The following is a 22,479-nucleotide window of genomic DNA, read 5'->3' as shown; positions in this document are numbered from 1 at the left end:
TCTACCCCCTGCCATCCGGCAGCACCCATGCACCGCCGCTCTACATCTCGGGCAGTCCATGCCGCCGCCCCAACAGCCGGAACGCCGCGGTGCGCGCCTGCCGATCCAGGTCCTTCTTGAATTCGTTGTCCCGGGCGAAGTACCGCTCGCCCAGGTCATTGAGAGTATCGAAGTGTTCGACCATCTTCTCGGCAAACACTTTGTCGAAGACGACTCCGAAGTCGTCGACATTCTTGTTCGCCAGCCGCGCCTGCTCCACCTGTGGTTCATCCATGGCGGCGTTGAACGGCACAGCGAGGTGCTCCTCGGAGAACTCGGTGCCGAACCGTTCGTTGAACCGCTCGACCAGCGCGGACAACAGCGACTTCTCGGGCTCCTTGGCCGGCCCGGTGCCGTCACCGAACCCCCGCAATTCCTGTGAGCCTTCAGGAGCGAGTCCGAGATCGTGTTCCCCGGTCTGCTCGAGCCGAAGGTGGCTCAAGTCGATCTCGCCGATGTCGATGCCGCCATCGGCGCGTCGCGGCAACCGATTCAGCAGATGACGCCCGTACAGGTGCAGCAGCTCGAGATCAGGGTCTTGATAGGGCACGATCTGTGCGAGGAACCCGTACTTGCGGACGTAGTCGTTGAGGTCGGCGCGGAATGATTCGGCGAGCGCGACATCGTCGTCCTCCTCGCTGTTGAGAAACACACTGAATCGGTCGACAGCCGGTGCCAGGTGCCGATACAGCTCGGCATGCAGTTTGGCCCACTTCGCGGCCGATCCGGCCGCCTTCTGCTCGGCGACGAGATAGGCCGCCGCGAAATCCTTCATCTCCTGCGTGATCAGGATCGGCGCAGCCAGTGCCCGGTCGCGTGCGACGTATAGCAGGTTCGGGTCGGTCGGCAGGGTGAACGCGTCCTCGTAGTAGGGCGCGAACGATTCCTTGATCTTCTCGGCCTCGTTGACGAAGTCGAGCACCACCAGGTCCTGCTGCGATTTGCCTTCGCGGGTCCGGTTGAGTCGCGACAGCGTCTGCACGGCAGCGATACCCGTGAGTGTCTTGTTCACATACATGGTGGTGAGCAGCGGCTCGTCGAACCCGGTCTGATACTTCTCGGCGACCACCAGGATCCGATATTCCTTCTGCCCCTTGCCGCCCACCTGGGTCGCTCGGTCATCGGCCCGCGTGTACCGGAACGCCTTGGGCAGTGCGGATTCGGCGAGCCCACCGTTCTCTGACGGCTCGGTGACTTCCTCGCCATCGACCTGCAGGCTGCCCGAGAAGGCCACCAGCACACTGACATCGGGGTACCAGCTGTCATACTCCCGATCCTTCAGGTACTCCTTGATCGCCCGCGCCATAGCGACCGCGCTCTGCCGAGAAGCGGTCACCACCATCGACTTCGCCCGGCCACCGAGCCGCCCACGGGTGTGCGCGACGAAGTGTTCGACGATCACCTGCGCGTGCTGTTCCACCGCGTACGGATGCATGAACGCGAACCGTGCGAGCAGGCTCGAGGCTTTGGCGTCGGGCACTTCGACATCGTCGGGATTCTGGTTCACCAGCCGGTAGTAGGCCTTGTAGGTGACGTAGTTGCGCAGCGGGTCGAGGATGAACCCTTCCTCGATCGCCTGCCGCATCGAATAGGTATGGAACGGACGGTATTCGGCGCCGTCGGCAGTACCGAAGTTCTCCAGTGTCTTCGCCTTCGGCGTCGCGGTGAACGCGAAGTAGGAGATGTTGGAGGCCTTCGCCCGCGCCTCGGCTTTACGCCGCAGACGTGCGTCGATGTTCACCTCGACGGCGCCCTGGTCCTCATCGTCCGCGTCGAGCCCCATGTCGCGCAGCGCGGTCCGTACCGCCGCCGCGGCGTCACCGGACTGCGATGAGTGCGCCTCATCGATGACGACGGCGTAGCGGCCTCCAGCCAGCTTGGTCTGCTCGCGCCGCAGATAGTCAAGCAGCGCCGGGAAGGTGTGCAGCGTGACGGTGATGATCTTGCCGCTCTGCGAGCTCAACGCCCGCGCCAGTTGCTCGGACTTCGCGCCCGCCTTGTCGTCGATCTTCACCACCAGGCCGGACACCTGCTCGAACCCGCCGACCGTGTCGCGAAGCTGAGAGTCCAGGTTGCGCCGGTCGGTGATGATGATGACCTTGTCGAAAACCGGTACACCTGGCTGCAATCCGGCCGCCCGCGCCTCCGCGTCGAGATTCTCCAGTCGCTCGGTGTGCAGGTCACTGAGCCGGTGCGCGAGCCAGCCGATGGTGTTCGATTTGCCGGAGCCGGCCGAGGCCATTACGAGGTAGTCGTGCCCGGACCCGTGGGTCGCGGCGTGCGCGGTGAGCTTCTTGACCACATCCCACTGGTGGAACCGCGGGAAGATCGTTGAGCGAGTCGCCTTTCCCGCCGGCCCCTTCTTCTCGGTGGTGTGCACGAACCGTTCCAGCAGGTCCAGCCAGTTGTCCGGCTGCCACACCTGCTCCCACAGGTACGAGGTCGCGTACTTGCCTTCCAGGGTGGCCGACGGATTCCCCTTGCCGCCAGCATTTCCCGGCCCCTCCGAACCGGTGTTGAACGGCAGGAACACCGTCTTCGCCGCACGCAGCTGAGTGGTGACGAACACCAGATCCGGGTCGACAGCGAAGTTGGCGATAACCCGATGCTTGAAGATCAGCTCAGTGGGGTCCCGGTCCTCCCGATACTGCCTCTTCGCCTCCTCGATGCCCTGCCCGGTCAGCGGATTCTTCAACTCCGCAGTCGCCACTGGAATCCCGTTGAGCAGCAACGCGAGATCCAGACGCGGCCGCGAAGCACCGGGCTTCGTGGCGTACGGCAGTTCGCGAACTACCGTGAGCCGATTGGCTTCATAAGCGTTCAGCACGTCCTCGGAGCCGACGAGGTTCGGCTTGAAGTAGGCAACCCGGATCAAAACCCCCCGATCCTTCACCCCTTCCCGAAGAACCTTGATCAGCCCCTTGGCAGCCAACTCCTGCCCCAGCCGCTTCGCGAACCCCCGCTGCGCCTCATCCTGATCCTCCCCGTAGGTAGCGACCAGCTCGTACCACTCCGTCTGCTGAGTCTGCGAGATGAAGGTCAGCAACTCCCCCATATCCAGCCCGAGCTCCGCGTTGTACTCATGCGGATTCCCCTCCCGCCAGCCGTTCTCCACCATCGCCGTGACGATGGCCTCCCCGAACACCTGCTCACTGTGCACAGACATTGTTCGCTATACCCCCTGGGTGAGATTCCGCCCGGAGGCGGTGGTGACGTCGAATTGGCCGGTTACTGCGGCGGTGATGAGCGCCTGTCGACGCTCAGCCAGGAGGCTGATCTGGGCCGCCCCTCGATTAACTAACCGCTCCATCTGCGACCAGGCATCTGCGTGATCCGCCACAATGCGGCGCTGCACTGGCATCGGCGGAATTGGAACCCGTGCGGACTTTACAACATCAAGGTTGATCATCGACCGCGTCGAGCCTCTCCCTTCGACAGCGGACGCACCGATCGGAGAGGAGAGGAGAGTAGCAATGAATTCCGGATCTCCTTGGGCATTCAGGCGCATCCTAAAGCATTTGCCCTTAACAATCGCTGCACCCAGATCCGGAGCCACACACGCGCGGCCCGCATGATTCTTGGCATCGCCGAGACCTGCAATGAGCACGTCACCGGATTGGACAGAGTACTGTCGGAACCGATCGAACACCGACATCGGCACTCGAGCCTGGTCAGCTGGTCGATATTCGGCGAACCCGATGTTACCCAGTCGGACTACGGCAGCACCCTCATCCGAGTAGTCCGAACTCGAGAACGCACTTCCGAATGGACCGTCCGTCAGACTTTCTACGACCCGCCGAATCTGAAGCATCGGCGAGCCTGATCGATCGACGAGCTCCTGAAATTGAGACCATCGACGATCCTTCAAGAGAACTATTTGCCGTTCACGTGCTTTCATCAGCCGGTCGATGCGGGAGGTTTCGGCATCGAGGAAGTCGGCGATGCGGCGCTGCTCCTCCAATGATGGCAACCAGGTACGGTACTCGCACATAAGGTCCCACGAGGTCCGTGGCATCTTGGTCCCGTATGCCGTCGCATTGGCCCAATCCAACCACGGGGCCGAGAGCGTCACGTATAGAAGGAATTGCGCGTCAATTTGAGCCGTAGGTCGCAGAACTAGAAGTTCGCCCGTACCTGTACCCTCCGCGGTCGGCGCATGAGACTTCGCCAGATAAGGTCGAAGCTTGCTAAAGAGGACGTCCCCAGCGCGATGGCGAATGCTGTCCTCAGCGGCCTTCATCGGGAGATTTTCAACCAACAGGCGACCTGTACCGACCGCCATATTCTCAAGGCCGATAAACGGGCGGGCAGAGCCATCAGACTTCTCGACAGGGTTACTCACCACTGATTTGATACGAACCGTAGCAGAAGTCACTTGGTCACCTCGCCCAACAACTCCTGAATCTCCGCCTCCAGCGCCTTAAGCTCGGCATCGATCTCAGCCAATCGACGCGGCGGCTTGTAGGTATAAAAGTGGCGCGTGAAGGGGATCTCGTATCCCACTTTGGTTTTCGCATGGTCGATCCACGCATCGGGAACGTGATGAAGGACCTCACGGATCAGGTATTCATCGACATCCTCGGTCAACGGAACGTTCTCGAAGTCGCGCAGGTCGGGGTCTGGTTCGGGGGCATCCTTCACCAATTGGACCTCACCCTCCGAATCCTGCGTGCCAACCGCTTCACGGAAGGCTTTGGCGAAAGGTGCCCCGCTGGGCCACGTTTCACCCGCCCCGACAATGGCGCCGCGCATGGCAGCCACAGCCTCGGCCTTCGTCGTCCAGGAAGCACCGACCAACGGGGTGAGGAGGACGCGGAACGCGTCGGAGTCCCCGTACTGCTTTCGGACCGGCGCCGAGGAGGCCAGCTTGTCCAACCCTTCGCTTGTGAGTGCGAACCGCAGCTTCAGCGGTCGCTCCACGGTGATGCGGTGGTATCCGAAGTCCTCATTGTTGAAGACCTTCACCTTGCCGTGCAGCGGGTGGGTCGGGTCCTTTGCGACCGTCAGCGCCTCGCCATACAGCCGCGTGATTTCCTGAATCTGTTCATCGCTGAGCTGCTTACGCTTGTCGCCCAACGACTTCCGCATCTTCACCCAGTAGTCCCGCGCATCCAGCAGCACCACCTTGCCCTGATGATCGAGCTTCTTGCGGTTGGTGAGGATCCAGAAGTAGGTGGAGATTCCGGTGTTGTAGAACAGCTGATCGGGCAGCGCGACAACAGCTTCCAGCCAGTCATTCTCGATGATCCACCGACGGATCTCGGACTCGCCGGACCCAGCAGCACCGGTGAAAAGCGGGGAACCGTTGAAGACGATAGCAATCCGGCTGCCGCCCTCGCCGGACGCGTTCACCGGCTTCATCTTCGAGATCATGTGTTGCAGGAACAACAGCGAGCCATCGTTGATACGAGGCAGCCCGGCGCCGTAGCGCCCGGCTTCACCGAGATTGGCCGCCTCCCATTCGACATCGTCCTTGACCTTCTTCCACTCCACGCCGAACGGCGGGTTGGCGAGCATGTAGTCGAACTTGGTCTTCGAGTGACCATCGTTGTCGTCGAGAGAGTTACCGAGCACGATGTTCTCGGAGTCCTCACCCTTGATCATCAGGTCGGACCGGCAGATCGCCCACGACTCCGGGTTCAGTTCCTGCCCATACAGATCCACCGTCGCCTGCGGGTTCAGGGCGGTGATGTGGGCTTCCGCGGAGCTGAGCATGCCGCCGGTGCCGCAGGCGGGGTCGAGTACGCGACGGACGACGCCGGGCACACCGAGTAGCTCGGCGTCCGGCGCGATCAGCAGGTTCACCATCAGTTCGATGACTTCGCGGGGGGTGAAATGTTCACCGGCGGTCTCGTTGGACTGCTCGGAGAAGCGCCGGATCAATTCCTCGAACACGTAACCCATCTGATGGTTCGACACCACTTCCGGGCGCAGGTCCAGGTCCGCGAACTTGCCGACCACCTGGTACAGCAGACCTGCCGCGTCGAGTTTGCGGATCTGCTGGGCGAACTCGTACTTCTCCAGCACCTCACGCGCGTTCTCGGAGAAGGCGCCGATGTAGGCGATCAGGTTCTTCGAGGCGTAGGTCGGGTCGGCGGCGATCTTCTTCAAGGTGAGATCGCTGGTGTTGTAGAACACCGCGCCGGCCGCCATGGTCAAGAACTTGTGGACGTCGAGGTCTTTCCCCGCCAGCGACTCGGCCTTGGCGAGGACCGTGTCCCGGGTCGGCGCCAGGACGCACTCCAGGCGTCGCAGCACCGTGAACGGCAGGATCACCTTGCCGTAATCGGACTGTTTGTAGTCGCCGCGTAGCAGGTCCGCGACCGACCACGCGTGGTTGGCCAGCTCGCTGTGCTTGCCGGTGTTCACTCACTGCCTCCTCGAGGATTACCGATGTCTTCGTTTGTCGCGCTGTACGTGGCCGGTTCGAGCGCACCGGCGACGAGACCGGTGGTCAGCACCTCGGCGACCTGATCTACTGCCTCGCCGGCCTGACTCAATGCAGCCCGAAGCTGGTGCACGCGGCGAAACGCTTCGCCGTAGCGCCGTTGCTGGGCCAACGGCAACAACGGTATTCGCGTTCTGTGCAGAGCGGAGTGAATCGCGGTCGTGCCAACGGAAGAACCCTCATCGATGCCGCCGATGAATCCGGCGACGAACCATGGGTCCAGGCGTTGTGGGTCCGTGCGCACGAGTTGCACATTCGGGCCGAGTGCGATCCCCGCCTCTTCGGAGCCTGCGATCCGGAAGGTATGGCCCCGGGGACCGCGCACGGTCGGCACCAGAACGTCACCGATCTCGACTTCGACCGCCACGCTTCCGGGTTCCACCTTGACCTTGCCGGATGCCGGGCTACCGGTGGCGATGTCGCGGCCGGTGATGGCCGGCCGGAGACCTTCGTCGCTGGATACGGTCGACCTCGGTGGTTGAGCACGCGAGATACGTACGGCTCCTCCCGATGCGAGGTCGGAAATGGTTGCAGTCCGCCACCCTGTACCCGAAATCTGCGCGACCTGACCGACAGCCTCGGACGCGTGAGCCAGCTCCGCGACGGAAGCGCGGAGTCGTGAGAGCGCCGAATCCGCTTCGCCGGCAACGATTCCGGGGTCGATCGCCAACTTCACCCGCGGTCCGGGCGTCAGATCGACATCCTCGTCGAGCAGGTCGACAACCCTGACAACGGTCGAAACGTTGGGCTCTTCAGCCTCCGCTGATCGACCCTCGACGAAAGCGGACCACACTCGATGCACCGTGTCGGCGATCGGCGGCCAATCGACAGCATCGCCGGCACCGCTCTGCGCGGCCTCACCTGCAGCCGGCGCGGTATCGACCAGCAGCACGCTGTCAGGCACGGCTGCGTTGGGGTCGGTCTTCTGCAGGATCCAGATCTGCAGATCAAGTCGCGTCCAAAGAAGCTGAGGGAGTCTCGGTGGCAGGTTGATGACGGCGCGAATCGCTCCCGCCCGCAGCAGCGAACTACGGATTCGCCTGCCAGATGCCCTCGACGTGACGGATGCGGGAACAAGGAGAACAGCTAGTCCACCAGGACGGAGGTGCGCGAGAGCGTGTTGGACCCAGGCAAGGTCCGAATCCATCCGTCCTGGCGTGCCATACCCCCACCGCGGGTCGTCGACATGCACCTGATCCGCGGCCCAGTCACGAAGGCTGAGCGGACTGCTCAGTACCGCGTCCACTTCCAGGCCAGGGAACGCATCGTTGTGCAAACTGTCGCCCGTGGCGATGTTCGCGTCTACCTTGGTTTCGGCCCGCACCACCAGGCGAGCCAGGGCTGCTTGGGTTTCCGAGATGTCCTGTCCATAAAGCTCGGTGGCACCGCGCTGCGCAGCCGCGACGAGCAGCGAACCACCACCACAAGCAGGGTCCAGCGCGCGTACCAGCCCAGCCCCGAGCGGCTGCAGCAGTTCCGCCATGAGTGTGGCGACCAGCTCTGGAGTCCGGTAGAGGCCGATGTTCTGCTCACCACCGTGCGCGTGATCGGCCAATGCCTGAAGTGCCGCACGCGGCCCATCGACCTCGGCAGCATGGGCCAATGTTTTCAGGACGCGAGAAACGGCATCGGTTGTCGCAGAGTCCGACGACACCCAGCCAGATCCGGACGGCTTCAGCCTGGCAAGCAGAACCTGTGCGTCGTCGCTGGACAACGACGAACGCAACAGTGTCTGCAACGACAGGATCGGCGCATCAGTGCCATCTTGGCCGCGGTCGGCCAACCATGCCTGCACCGCGTTCCAGTCGAACACGGGCCGGAACTCGGTGCCGCCCACTGGCTTCGGGAAGTCCTCATGACGCTTACGCCAGTTACTCACGGTCGCACGGGTCACGCCGACCAGCTTGGAGATTTCAGTGGCGGTCACGGGCGGAACCAGGTTCGACATGTCACCCCTCTCGTGTACATCACGATCCTGGCGCATGCGCCTGTGAAAATCAAGGCGTCTCAATCTTCTTGACAACATTCACAGCCAATATGATGATGTGTACATCAACCGATGGCGCTAGTCGCGCGGGCTCCATCTGGCTCCACCCGAATCACCTACACGAAAAGGGTCCACCGCCATGCCCGATCCGCTTCCGCACAGCACACGCCTCGCACCATGGATTGCCGAACAGATCGACGGATCAGACCTCCCCGACGAGGTGGGACTACTGATACTGGCGGCCTTCGAGGGCGATCCGGCGCTCGACGACTACCTCGGAGGGGGTACGCCGGCCTTGCTCGCCGTGGAGCCAGCTGCCGCTGGAACACCATCAGATGCTCGCGGCACATTCCTGACTTCGGTGCAGGTTGAGGGTTTTCGGGGGATCGGACCGGCCACCACCTTGAATCTGCGGCCCGAGCCGGGACTGACGATTGTGGCGGGGCGCAACGGATCTGGAAAGTCCAGCATCTCCGAGGCGCTGGAGCTCACGCTCACGGACAGCGCTTTTCGCTGGGCCGGCAAGAAATCGACGCAGTGGCGCGACCAGTGGCGCAACCTGCACCATCCCACCGCGCGCATTGCGGTGAGCTTGGTGGAGGAGGACAACGAGCCAGTCATGGTGACCCTCGATTGGCCCGACGAGGAGACCGACGTGGACCGGCACACCACCCGCACCCAACGACGCGGTGGCAAGCTGCAGATCGGTCGCGGCGACCTCGGGTGGGACGGACCGCTGCAGCGATTCCGCCCGATCCTCTCCTATGACGAACTCGGCGCGATGCTCAACGGGACCCCCAGCGATCTGCACGACGCGATCTCGCGAGTCCTGGGAGTCGAACAGCTGACCGACGCAATCAATCGAATCTCGGTGCGGCACAAGGAACACAAGGCACCCGGTGACGACCTCACGAAACGGCGTAAAGCGCTTGCTGATGCGGTCGCAGAGCTTGACGACGAGCGGGCCGCCGCACTGGCCCCGCTGCTGAAGAAGACGGCACCCGACCTCGTCCGGCTGCGCGCGTTGCTGCACGAGACCGAAGCGGGTGCCAGCGGACCGGTTCCGCAGCTGCGCGCGCTCGCAGACCTGACGGCCCCGGTCACACCAAACAGCGCCGTTGCTATTGCGAAGCGGTTGCGCGACAGCGATGCCCAATTGACCGAGCTCAATGACGTGGCCAGTGATCGCAAGCTATCCACCTTGCGGTTGCTCGAACAGGCTCTACAGGTACACGAACAGCACGGCGACATGGCGTGCCCGGTATGTCACGACGGCACACTGAACGCGACTTGGGCTCGCGAAAGCCATGCCGCGGTGAGCGCGGACCGTCAACGCCTGGCCGCCCTGAACGACGCCCGGAAACTGACGGAATTGGCACACGCTGAGGCTGTTCACGTGCTGCAATCGATGCCCGCCATCATCGACCGGTCCCCTGCCCAGGAGCTCGACGAGACGGTGGCCGCCGCCCGCAGTACGTGGCAACAGTGGGCCGCGATCACGCGCGGCCCTGTCGCACCGACGATGACACAGCTCGCCGACCATCTGGAAACCAACGCCGCTGCACTCATCGACGCGGTCGACGCGGTCAACAAGGCCGCGGCGGCATGTCTCGCGGAGCGCGAGGACCGATGGCAACCGGTGAACGCCGAACTCCAATCCTGGTGCGCGGCTTGGGAGGAATGGCTGGCGGTAAAACCCGTCGTCGATCAGCTCAACGACGCCAAGAAGTGGCTGCAGGACAACGATCGCCGACTGCGCAACGAACGCCTCGCACCGATACGCGTCGGCGTCCAGCACGCGTGGGCGACGCTGCGGCAGGAAAGCAACGTCGAGATCGGTGACCTCTGTCTGGAAGGGTCCGCGACCCGGCGCAAGCTGCGCATCGACTCGCTTGTCGACGGTGTCGCAGCGGATGGACTCACCGTACTGAGCCAGGGTGAGCTCCACGCACTGGCACTCGCCCTGTTCCTGCCTCGCGCCACCATGGCCGAATCACCGTTCCGATTCCTGATTCTCGACGACCCCGTGCAAGCCATGGATCCGGCCAAGGTGGACGGACTCGTGACGTTGCTCAGCGAACTCGCCCAGACCCGGCAAGTCGTAGTCCTCTCCCACGACGACCGCCTGCCCGCCGCGGTGCGGCGGGGAAACTTCGCGGCCACCATCGTGGAAGTCAACCGCGGCAAGGACTCTCAGGTGTCGATCAACACGCTCACCGATCCCGCTCGACGGTATATCGAAGACGCTTTCGGCCTGGTGCTCGAATACGAGAATGGCAAGCTCCCTGATGAGGCGATGCGCCGGACGCTGCCCGGTATGCTGCGGTTCGCGGTCGAAACAGTGGCCCGCCATACCTATTTCACGCGCAACATCAGGGCCGGACGGTCGCTCGAAACACTCGAGAACGAGTGGGGAGCAGCGGCTACCACACGAGCCAAGGTAATCCTCGGAGTGTTCGGCGAACCACAGGAACACCATGTGCTCGAACAGTGGGCACGAGCGCCGTATCAGAAGTCCGCGCTATACATCACAGGGCCCAGGATGCACGACGGGCTCACCCCGACCTCCGATCCACGCCAGGCGGCAAAGGACGTTCAGCGCCTGGTTGACGACATCGAAAAGGCGGGAAAGTGACCAGCCTGCTGACTTTGGCTGCTGCGCAGAGCTCCCGACAATCCCCGCACAGCAACAGGATCGCGGCCTGGCTGACCCGGACCGCACTCGAGCAGATCATTGACGAACTCCTGCGCGCGAAGGGGATCAACCCGGGGAGGGCCAGCAGCCGGACCCGCCTGGCCTGCCTCGAAATCGCCTACCGCGATGAGAGTGACGTCCCGTCCCGATCTCAGTACGCGTGGACGCGGTTGTCCGAGGCGTGCCACCAGCACGCGTACCAGCTGTCACCGACATACCAGGAAGTGCAGCACCTACTCGAGATCGTCCGCAGTCTGCAGACCAGCCGACCGCAAGTCCCGTCCGCCGAAGGAAAGGCCGCCCCTCGTTGATGGGTTCCGAGCATGTGCCGAGCATCGACAACCCGCTGATGAGACGGCAGAACCGTCGGTCAGCATGTCTAGAGTGCTCGCGGGCCGGCGAACGAGACACGTTTACCGCGCGACGAACCCGGGTCGCCACGGGTTCGATGCGGAGACCCGACACCGTGCCGCTCGCATCCGGTAACGACGTTGCCCTCCTTTACGATTCGGCGTGGACGTCACATGTCCGCAGCACAAACCCAGGGGGAACTATGCCCAGAGAAGGCCTCTGTGAGTTCAGCATGTTTCTTTGGTCGCTCGAGGAATTCCCGTCGGCAAACGCAGTCGCGACGCTACATGCCCTTGCGTCGGAACCGAACAGGGAACGGTCATCGTCAGTGGTCGGAACGCATCGCTCGGCTACGAGCGGAGGGCGCCACAGTTGAAGCACGCAATAGACTGGCACTTCGGATCGCTGGTTGATGCGGAAGTTGCAGAGAAGAGCCATCCGGGGTTCGAGTGCCCGAACTGCTGGAAAGAAGTCACACTCGCGCGCGGCAAAATCAATGCGGCCTACTTCCGTCACACAGACGAATCACCAAGCTGCCCCGACTACCACCCGGGCATCAGCTCTTCTCAGTGGACTAGTCAGCATGACTCGCGGTTCGCTCTCCGACTTGCCCACGCTGACGACAAATGGACCCTCTATATCAAATTGCCGGAACTCCGGACCACCGAGATAGCGCAAGTTACTCCCCAGCTGCTAAAAGGCCTAGCTGTTGCGTTACAGCACGAGAACGGCGGCGATCCAACGATCGTGAACGGCCTCGAGCTCTGGCCAGGATCTGGCAGATCGACTGTTACCTTCAACCCTGCCAACCAGATTCTCCGTGCCTATCCTCGAGGGGACTGGCCGGGGGATCCTATGCGCTGGAACCACGCCGTCCAAAACATCCCAGCGATGGGCGCCGTGTTCTGCCAAGAAATGGGCGGCGACTACATCCTGTGCACCGCAAGCCGGCCTGTCTACCTCGGTAGATCAGTGGTGTTCCTTGCTCAGCAGCCGGTGTCGCCGCCGAAGTGGATCATGACCCGTGAACTCGAGAGCCACGACGGATTCACCGCCTGGCACTTTGTAGCCCCTCGGGATGCCGATTCTCGCTACTCGCAGTGGCTGACAAGCCTTGGCACCACGCTCGCTGAAATTTGCGATCCATCGACATTCCTGACGCCACCGATTGACTACCGGAACGATGAGACGCACGTCATTCGAGCCGATGATTGCGCGATCATTGCGCCGTCATCCTCAGCTGTTGCGATCGTTGCCGAGTCAAGCCAGGAGTTTCATCTACTGAAGCTGAGCGAACCAGGCGATTTCGTGAGATTGTCCGGAAGCTTCCGCGATGCTCGCCTGCGTACCCGTTCAGGCGACCAAATGCATGTCACTAATCTCGCACAGTCGCGGCAGCCGTTCGGTCACTCACGACTCTGGTGCATCACGATTGGGGGCCGAGACCACTGGCCCTACTCGGCTGACAACATCGACGAGATCAGGGCCCCGGAGCTTCAGGTCGATACTGAAATCTCTCTCCGTTTCGTTGCATCGGTGCAGTACCCGAGTAAGCCCGTCAAACGGCTGTCGCACGTGAATTCGGAAGAACTGAGAAAATGGCTTAAACTCGTTGACTCGACCGCGTGTTCGCTCGAAGTGGACGCGGGCAGCTTCGGCATAATACGGATCAGTAGCGTTAAGCAACCGCACCAACCTGTTGAGACGGATGACGGTTCCGGCGCGAGCCACAGGTTGCCTCGAAATACGGCAACCTCAGGAACTCGCCGCAGTCAACGATCGGCACTCGATGCGTTGAAGCGACCGCAATGGAGTTCTGCCTTTATGGCTCTTCGCGCCGATGACGAATTGTCGAGGCCTTATTGGATGTCAGACGGTCGGCGGGATACGACTGGGGATTGGAGAATCGAACGATGACTCTGGAAACGGGAGCACTCGTGCTTGGCAAGATCCTCAAGACTCGGAATAGCAAGCGAATAGAACCGTTATTTATTCTTGTCGACAATAAGTGGGATCCAGTCGACGTCGACGCATTCAAGTCAAGTTCGCCACTGAAGGCGCCGGGTGATTTGCAAGCAGAAAACCTGGCCCCTGTAATTGCAGAACTTGTCGAAGAATTGAAGCTGCCCGGTAAGGATCAGAAGCGATTTAGCCTTACGTCAGTTCGGCCAGCCGATGTGGTGATCGATCGGCGCGCCGCAGGACCGGCGCACCGCATTGCCGAAGAGATCGGCGAGCTACGTGTCCCTCGTTGGGCAAATAGCAATACGAAAATTCACGCCCTGTGCGAAGGTGAAGTTCTCCTCGGCCCGCTCCGACTGGGCAAGCGAAAGACCGTCGCACCATCCCCGGAAAAGCTCGAGATGCGCAGCTCGGCCGGCATGGTTGTTACCGACTTCGACGGGTACATGGTTGGTGACCGGATCGACCGCCTGCCAGTCGTCGATTACGTCGACTGTCGCCCGCTCGACGAGGTTGTGGACGTCGTCGCCGAACTGGCGGTGTCAACACTCACCAGCCTCGATTTTGCTGAAGTGAACATTCAATCAACGAAGGAGACGCTAGCGAAGGTCCGCGACTGGATAAGCGATCGGTCCAGTACGAATGGCGATTCTCTTGATAGTCAGCGCGTTCAGCGAGCGTTGCAGGCGTGCGAGGACGCTGATACCGCCCGCCGCCTGGCGTCGCGGATCGCGAACACCCTGAGTGGACTGCCGACGGTTGTGGCGCTGATGGACCAGGCGATCGAAGAAGCAAGAGCCAATGCCGAGAGGGCCGAGCTCAATCAGATCGCCGACAGGGTCGCGGGGGGAACCAAACAGCTGGCCGACCTCGACAAGGATTTGCACGCTGCGCAATCAGAACTCCAGCAGCTGAACGACCTAATCGCCCACGCAGGGCGCGAGGTCATCAGCGCGCAAGAAATCGTGAACGCCCGCAACGAGGAATTACGACGCGATGTCGCGATTGCTGTCGAGGAGCTAGTCACCGGCACGCGGGAGCGTCTCGCATCATCGATTATCGCGCAGGCGCTGACCAGGTCCGGTGCGCAGGCGGCCAGCCCTCCATCGCAGACTTCCATCAACCTGAGGCCGATTGCCAAATCACCTCTAGCGGAAAGGAGTGCCGTCAGGAAACAATTGATGACAGCCGCGAAGGCGACGGGCATGAAGGCTACTGAAGCCCGGCGCCTCTTCGCGGCCATCAGCGCGGGACTCCTGCCGATTACGTTGGGCAACGGCGGTCCGGCCGCGCTGTCGGCGATCGCTGCCCTTATGTGCAGCGGCCGCGTCCTTCGAATTCCGGTCGCGCACGACTTCCTGCACCCGGCGGACCTGCAAGGGCTACACTCAGCTAAGCCCGGCGCATTCCGAATCCACCATGGAATTCTCGAGGCCGCAAACTCCGAAGCTGCGGCAGGTGAGGTCATGGTCGTACTCGAAGGCATAAACCAAGCCCCCACAGAGTCCTATCTCGTCCCGTGGCTGCAAAGTCGCTGGGAAGACACAGCGTTTACCTCCTTGGACCCGCACCCGAATCTGAAAGTCGCCGGCACAATCGCGACTGGGGTGACCTCGGCACGCATCAGCCCGGACCTATGGGGGTACGCGATAGCGGTTGATTTACCACGGCTCCTCACGTGGCCAGTTGCAAATGAGTTCTCATATATCAGGCTCGCAGAATCGACGGAGCCTACGAACGACGAAGTTGTCAGTTACCTGCTGACGGATATCAAACCCCTCTGGCCGATTTCGGATGATATCGAAAAGGCCGCAGAACGATTCGCAGCCGCGCTAAGCCCCCTCCAGACTGAAGAAGAGATTAGCTGTTCCGTGGCTGAATGCATTCTTCTTCCAGTCGCGGCTACGTCTCTCACTGAGGGCGAATACGAGGTATTTGTGGCCGGACTGGCGAGGAATCTTTCCCTAGTAGACGAAACGGCCTCGAGATACCATAATCTGGCCAAGCGACTGCGCATGCGCCTGGGATGAATCACCTCCATATGAGACTCGAAACAATTGATCGCGCGACTGCCAAACGGGAGTTGGAGAGAAGTCTGGCACTGAAACCAGAACTCGAAATCGACGAGCGCCGCTACGAAATGCTCCGCGCCGTGGCGTGGGCATCGACGCACGCTCAAACACCTGTTTACGTCCGGGTTCTTCTCGATCGTGTAGTATCCGTGGACAAATTGCTCAATCTTGGTGATGCCGGGATTTCTGAAACCGATCGCCGCCAGATACTCCGGGAGCAACTCGAGGATCTGGCTTCCATTGGTGATCTCGCCGAGCTCGGGAATGGTTACTGGGTAAGCGTCGAGGGTGTAATCGTCGAACTAGGAAACGATCAACCATGCCTATTCGTCAGCGGGGTTCCATTGCGAATATTGGACCAGGAAATAAGGGATGCAATAACGTATTCGGGCGCCACGCGCCACCTCGCAACGGGCTCCGTCCCCGACAAACTAGAGCTACCGAAAGTAGGACTTCAGCTCTGGGCCCGTCGCCAGTCAACCGATCTCGAGACGTGGACAAGACAATTCGGCAAGTCGATCCGTATTGTCGCCAGTGCGCCGACGGATTCGCTGGAGTTCTATCTCCCCGAGACCGCACGAAGTGGATGCCTCCAACACGATCGCTGGCAGCGAACGGCCAGGAATCTGACTGGCACATACCTTTACCGGCAGACGGTGCTCAACCACTGGCGACTCCATGGTCTCGCTGACGTCACAGCGGGGACCGTCGAGGGTACATGCGAGATCGATCGCCAGGATGCGCATCGATTGATGTTTGGCTACGACATGCTGGCGGGCAATCCCACGACGGCCATTTGGAACGAATCCGCAAGCAGCAGTGCGGAACTCATACTTCACAACCCGGTCCCTGCGCCGGAGATGCGCTTCTTGACTGCACTCGCGAAACGGCTGCCCGCCAAGAAGTTCGAGCACAGATTCATTGCGGCGACGTACCGAGAGCAAGTACGACAGACCGTTGAGGACTTAGGCATCCAATTGGTGAGGAGGTAGCAATGGCTGAAGGAGATATCGGCGCGACTCAGGTTGTGCGTCAGATTCGAGAGAGCTTCCTGCGTTCAATCGAAGCCAGTTCCCCCATCGACGACGCCGACCTGGCCGAACGCCGACGAAGGCTACTCGAATGCCCAGGCGTTGTCGCCCAAACGCCACACATCGAGATCACTCCGTCGTACATGTACGGACCGCACTTCAATGAACTCAACGTTCCTGGCGCCGTCCGCAAAGTACTGGCCGAACTGCACGAGTTCACTCCGAGTGTCGGCATCCATCCGCCATATCTGCACCAAACCCAGGCACTCGAAGGCTTCTTCGATCTCGACAAGCCCTCCGATCTCATCGTCGCGACAGGTACTGGTTCGGGAAAGACCGAAACCTTCCTCTACTCGATCCTCGGGATGCTCGCGTGCGAGGCTGAACAACCGAGCTTCACACAACCCGGAGTGCGGGCACTACTGCTCTATCCACTCAATGCGCTCGTCAGCGACCAAACATCTCGCCTACGCAGACTATTTGGCGACGAACGGGTGGCTCAGTACTTTCGAGACCGAGGCGGCCGACATCCGTACTTCGGTATGTATACGGGACGGACTCCATACCCAAACACACGTACCACAGAACGCGACAAGCGTCGGCTCGCAGATCTGATCCGGTATTACACAGAGCTCGAGAGTCGAGAAGACAAACTCGTCAAGGAGCTGAAAGACCGCGGTCGCTGGCCGGCCAAGGATCTGGCCCGCTTCGCGAAACGTGGGGCAGATCAGTACACGACAGGCCCCTACGACCGAGAGCTGCTCACCCGCCACGAGATGCAGCTCACCGCGCCAGATATTCTCGTCACGAACTATTCGATGTTGGAGTACATGCTGCTCCGCCCGATCGAGCGTCCGATTTTCGACCAGACCCGGACGTGGCTGAAGTCCGATGAACGGAATCAGCTCCTTCTCGTTCTCGACGAAGCTCACATGTACCGAGGCGCGACCGGCGCCGAGGTAGGACTCTTGATTCGACGCCTCGGCGCTCGTCTCGGCATCACTCGCGACCGGATTCGGTGCATACTCACAAGCGCGAGCCTACAGGTCAATGATGGTGACACCGGTGCGATCGAATTCGCACGTGCACTAACGGCTGAGAGTACGACGAGGAAGTACGCAGTGGTGCGCGGGACCGTCGAGAAGGTGGCCGGAAGCGCGAAGGCCACTCCACGTGAGGCGGCGATGCTGGCGACAGTTGACGGTACTGCACTGTCGCTTGCTGAGTCAGTTGACGAAGTACAGGCGGCCCTCGGTGAGTTCAGTGCCCTGGTGAATCTCGACGAGAACGCAACTCTCCAGAGTGCACGGCAGGCCGTTGGCGAGGCCCTCGGCAAGTTCGGTCCTGCGAACATGGTCATCGAGGAGTGCTCTGGCCATGCGATCGAGCTTCGGGAGCTCGCCACCAAAATCTTCGAGAGCGCCGAAGTCGAGGCCCAGAACAAGGCTATCGACGGTCTGCTGGTGCTCGGGGCGTTTGCCCGTCGCCCGCAGCCGGGCCGCGGACAGCAGCCCATTCTTCCTTCGCGAATCCATATGATGTACCGAGCCGCGCCCGCACTGTTCGGTTGTATAAATTCTGACTGCACAGCCGTTGCCGGAACCCGTATCGACCAGCTTCTTGGACAGATATATGAAAGCCCGCGAGTCCAATGCGATTGCGGTAGCCGTGTTTATGAGATCCTCTCGCACAAGCAATGCGGTGCAATCTATGTCCGCGGCTACACCTCAACCGAAGAGCCAACGTTCCTATGGCACGAACCAGGTGGACGAATCGGCGCAGGAAAACCGCTCAAGGAAGTGAAGCTGTACCTTGGAGACCCGCATCCGGGGATCCTGAAACGTGTGATTCCAGTTGGTCTGGATGTAAGGACGGGCCGACTTGTGGAGCCAGGCGCGTCGGGCGCACGTGTGCTATTCCGGGCCAACCCGACCAAAAAGGGTGCTGCCGAACAATTTTCTCGGTGTGTGCGGTGCCTCGAGTCGGCAGAGCGCGCCAACTACTCGACGTTGTCCAGCCTTGCCACGACAGGCGAGTCAGCGTTCGCAAACCTCATCCGGCAACAGTTCACAGCGCAACCCGCTGTCCTTCCGCGCAGTCCGCACAATCCAAATGGCGGACGAAAGGTACTGGTGTTTTCCGACGGTCGTCAGAAGGCGGCCCGCCTCGCTAGGGACCTGCCATGGGACGTCGAAGATTCTACGATGCGCGAAGCTCTCGTTCTGGCCATCCGCGAACTGACTGTCACATGCACCAAGCCGCCAACATTGAACAGGCTCTACTCCGGTTTCGTTGCCATCTGCTACCAGCACAGCCTCTCCTTCTTCGATGGCGACGACCAAATCCGGCTGAAGAACGACACGACCGAGTACGCCGAGACCTATGAAGGAGACCTCGCGACGGCATTCGAGTTCGACTGGCAACCAAACGCCCCACTCAAGTTCCGTGGCGCGGTGTTCCGCCAGCTGTGCCACCCCACGAAATCTCTCACGATGGCTCATGCCGTTCGGCTATCACCGCCACCGAATGCAAGGCGTCTACTGCTGAAGAAATTACGCGACGGAGGGATCCAGTTACCAGAGGCGTCGATAGATGAGATAGTTTCTGCATGGACATTGCAGATGCTCGAGCATGGCGGTCTCGACCCACGTCTGCCGAACGCAATTCGCCGCCAAACACTTCCTTACTACCAGGAACTCCGGAGGGCCGACGCATTCAAGTTGTTCTTCGCTGAGATCGGTGAACGACTTGGGCGGCCGATCGACGAACTGCGTGAGCAACTTTTTGCCGTATTTACTCAACCGACCGAAACAGACAGTGCATCAGCAGATGTGCTGGATCCTAGCCGATTCCAAATTGACCTCGCACTCAACAAAACCTGGATCCGCTGTTCAGACTGTGGACATATCGCCCCGATGGGGCTCCTCGGTAAGTGCCTCAACTACGACTGCAAATCGGTCAATTTGGAGAAATGCGGTCACGACCATCCCTCCGCATGGACGCCCGAGAATCACTTGCGGGCTCCCCTTCTTGAAGTACTCAACGGACGAACACCGATGCACATCAACGCGGAGGAGCACACGGCCCAACTCTCACAACGTGACGACACTGCAGCGTTCGCGACCACAGAAAGATTCGAACTCCGATTCCAGAATGTAGAGCTGGGTGATGGCGCACCAGCTGTGGATGTCCTGAGCTGTACCACGACAATGGAAGTCGGTATCGACATCGGTGGGCTCACCGCTGTCGCATTACGCACAATGCCACCGATGCGTGAGAACTACCAACAGCGCGCAGGTCGCGCGGGCCGACGAGGAAGCGCCGTATCGACCGTTCTCACCTACTCCGACGGGGCACCCCACGACAGCTATTACTTCCAGAATCCGCACGCAATGATCAGCGGGCCCGTCTCAGCGCTTCGAATCAAAGATGACAACCAGAAACTGGCGCGACGGCACGTCCACTCCTACATCCTGCAAACGTTCTTCCACGAAACCATTCACCCAAACCACCCGAGGGTTGAGTCCGGCGAGGTCATGTCATCTCTGGGTTCAGCGCTCGACTTCTTCAAAAACGAGGATGACGAATTATCGTTTCAAGCTTTCAAAGAGTGGACTGAACGTAACTTTGGCTCAATAGATTCGCCGGCGGTCCTACGCATAACTGCCTGGCTCCCAGGCAATCTGCTTGGCCCCGATCGGCGAGCCGGACTTGCCAACTATGTCGCAGAGACCGCACGCGAATTTCTGAAATCGTTGGAGGAAGTCGGCAGTTCAGAGGTCATCGTTCCGCAGGACGGAGGCACCCGAATCAATCTTCTTGATGTGCTATTCGACGCCGGCCTGCTACCTAAGTATGCATTCCCGACTGATGTGTGCTCGTTCTACATCGAGAGCCGAGACGAAAAGAACCGGATCATCACCGAGGAGCGTCCACAACTGGCCAAGATCCAAGCCCTGAGCGAATATGCTCCCGGACGTACGATCGTCGTCAACAAGCGGACCTATCGCAGTGGCGGACTCTACTTCCCTCCAAGAGATAGAACGCACCGCTGGCGACCCGCAGCGCCCTATTTTGCGGCTCCGCTTGAGCAGTACATTGGATGCACCCGATGCCCATATGTTCGACTCGACGACACTCGTCTCAGTACTAATCAGGCCGGAAAGTGCCCGGTTTGTGGCGCAGATCTTATTCCAAGGGACCTATTGTCACCCAGCGGTTTCTATCCAGAGGGTGCATCGCCGGTCGACGAAAGTTATGAGACTCAAATCTATACCAATGCTGGTAACGCCCAGATGCCCGAGTTCGTGGACCGCTCGAAACTGCAGTGGCGCGTTGACTTCGGGAAAAATCTTCGCACTTGCTTCCAGCATGATGTCGAACTGATCGTCGTCAATCGCGGCGACGACGATGAAGGCTTCGGCATATGTGAGGTTTGCGGTGCGGCATGGCCGAACGCGACTATTCCGTCAGACGGGAAACATAGTGTTCCATTCTTGATTTCGACAAATCAAGCTTTGCGTTCGACGTGTAACGGTCGTATCCGAAAGCAGATATTCCTTTCTCACCGATTTAGGACCGACTCACTGCTCTTGCAGATCATCGCAAAGCGGCCCATAGCCCTTGGGCCGACGCAGCCGTGGGTGAACGACGCACTGCTTACGCTCGCAGAGGCCTTTGCCCTGGGCGCAACTATCCATCTCGACATCGACCCCAATGAAATCAGCGCCGGTTACTCACATCGAATTTCTCCCGACCCGGGAATGCGCGTTTCCGAGATATTTCTATATGACACCGCGTCGGGTGGCGCCGGATACTCCGCCGATGCCGGCCGCGAAATCGACTCTGTTATCCGGCAGGTGCGATCTATACTCGCCGACTGTCCCGCCGGATGCGTCCGTTCTTGCACTCGGTGCCTTCGCCACTACCGGAATAGATTCATGCACGGCCGCCTCGACCGGCATCTCGCGCTGAGCCTCTTCGACTATTCGATCGGCGGAGCGATCCCGGCCCTTCCTGAAATAGAACGGCAAGAGAAGCTACTCGACCCCCTGAAGCGGTACTTCCAGCTAGAAGGGTGGTCCGTTGATTCCAATGGACCTGCATCCCGGCCACTTTCGGTTTCTGATGGCAACTCGAATGTGGTCGTGGGCGCGTACCCCGCACTGCTCGACGAGGGCTATGCATTAGAGTCACTCCGCCTGTCGACTAACCTCGGCGAACGCGCTGTCGCGATTCCGGACTTTGCCCTTGTGCGTGATCTGCCTGCCGTACATCGCCATGTGATCAGCGGCGCGCCACTTGCCTAATATAGAAGACTCTTTGAACGACCATCGGCGAGACCTGACCGCTCGGCGTGCGTGTGCGGGGCAATTGGACGGGCCGTTGGCCAGCGGGCGGAATGTTCGGTAGCGAATTCTTGGTGTTTTTGGTGCGAGTCCCGTAGACCGTCTGCAACGAAGATGGCCCCTGACTGGAATGCCAGGTCAGGGGCCATCTTGTGGTGCGCCATCAGGGACTTGAACCCCGAACCCGCTGATCGAGAGTTCCTGTCAATGCACGGGCAGTTCCCGAATTCCAGCGTGAGGCGTCGGTTCTGGGATCAAGTAGATGCAGGCAGAGTCGGTGCGCAACCTGTGTGGTTGCGCAGGAAGTCGCATGTAGTGACCTCGAAGATTTGGGGAGTTCTTGGAACGCTGGGTGCTGTTGCTCTCGACTGCGCTCGGTCGGCTCATCACCTCGTCTGGACCGTTTTCAACTGGTCGCGCTACCGAGAGGCGCTGGACGAGCTGGCGTTCGCGCTCGTCGCCTACCGCCGGCGCGAGCCGAGTCGGCGGGGCGGGCGCAGGTCGAGCAACAACGGACTGTCCGCGGAGTGCTTATGCAGGCGCAAG

At 60.8% G+C, this 22,479-nt stretch carries 10 protein-coding genes; 6 read left to right on the top strand and 4 right to left on the bottom strand.

The window, feature by feature from the left end:
• Positions 1–40: 40 nt before the first annotated feature.
• The 4 genes from ACWEQQ_RS15580 to ACWEQQ_RS15565 are packed head-to-tail and all read right to left on the bottom strand — an operon-like array spanning position 41 to position 8,414.
• The gene (locus ACWEQQ_RS15580) at positions 41–3,205 is read right to left on the bottom strand and encodes a type I restriction endonuclease subunit R (protein ID WP_452348678.1); all 3,165 of its coding nucleotides are present in this window, start codon (positions 3,203–3,205) and stop codon (positions 41–43) included.
• Positions 3,206–3,211: 6 nt separating this feature from the next.
• On the bottom strand, positions 3,212–4,414 hold the full coding sequence (locus tag ACWEQQ_RS15575) for a hypothetical protein (protein ID WP_452348677.1): 1,203 nt from the start codon (positions 4,412–4,414) through the stop codon (positions 3,212–3,214).
• Positions 4,411–6,408 carry a type I restriction-modification system subunit M gene (locus ACWEQQ_RS15570; protein ID WP_452348676.1) on the bottom strand — a complete coding sequence of 666 codons (1,998 nt, stop codon included), beginning with the start codon at positions 6,406–6,408 and terminating at the stop codon, positions 4,411–4,413. The genes ACWEQQ_RS15575 and ACWEQQ_RS15570 overlap by 4 nt, the downstream gene beginning before the upstream one ends.
• Complete coding sequence (locus ACWEQQ_RS15565) at positions 6,405–8,414, bottom strand: N-6 DNA methylase (protein WP_452348675.1); 2,010 nt, start codon at positions 8,412–8,414, stop codon at positions 6,405–6,407. Before ACWEQQ_RS15565 ends, ACWEQQ_RS15570 begins: the two co-directional genes overlap by 4 nt.
• Positions 8,415–8,613: 199 nt before the next feature.
• Here ACWEQQ_RS15565 and ACWEQQ_RS15560 point away from each other — a divergent pair, with 199 nt between their 5' ends.
• The 6 genes from ACWEQQ_RS15560 to ACWEQQ_RS15535 all read left to right on the top strand — a co-directional run bounded on the left by ACWEQQ_RS15560 (position 8,614) and on the right by ACWEQQ_RS15535 (position 21,894).
• Positions 8,614–11,109 (top strand): AAA family ATPase, encoded by a 2,496-nt coding sequence (locus ACWEQQ_RS15560; RefSeq protein ID WP_452348674.1) that lies wholly within the window; start codon positions 8,614–8,616, stop codon positions 11,107–11,109.
• Positions 11,106–11,480, top strand: coding sequence for a hypothetical protein (locus ACWEQQ_RS15555; RefSeq protein WP_452348673.1), 375 nt, complete (start codon positions 11,106–11,108; stop codon positions 11,478–11,480). Before ACWEQQ_RS15560 ends, ACWEQQ_RS15555 begins: the two co-directional genes overlap by 4 nt.
• 412 nt (positions 11,481–11,892) lie before the next feature.
• A complete protein-coding gene (locus ACWEQQ_RS15550; RefSeq protein WP_452348672.1) occupies positions 11,893–13,437 on the top strand; it encodes a hypothetical protein in 1,545 nt (514 codons plus the stop codon).
• A complete protein-coding gene (locus tag ACWEQQ_RS15545; RefSeq protein WP_452348671.1) occupies positions 13,434–15,512 on the top strand; it encodes a hypothetical protein in 2,079 nt (692 codons plus the stop codon). Before ACWEQQ_RS15550 ends, ACWEQQ_RS15545 begins: the two co-directional genes overlap by 4 nt.
• 11 nt (positions 15,513–15,523) lie before the next feature.
• Positions 15,524–16,546 carry a hypothetical protein gene (locus ACWEQQ_RS15540; protein WP_452348670.1) on the top strand — a complete coding sequence of 341 codons (1,023 nt, stop codon included), beginning with the start codon at positions 15,524–15,526 and terminating at the stop codon, positions 16,544–16,546.
• A 2-nt stretch (positions 16,547–16,548) separates the two neighbouring features.
• Positions 16,549–21,894, top strand: coding sequence for a DEAD/DEAH box helicase (locus ACWEQQ_RS15535; protein ID WP_452348669.1), 5,346 nt, complete (start codon positions 16,549–16,551; stop codon positions 21,892–21,894).
• Positions 21,895–22,479: the final 585 nt, after the last annotated feature.

The organism is Nocardia sp. NPDC004123 (assembly GCF_053603795.1).
This window is presented reverse-complemented; position numbering and strand designations above follow the sequence as displayed.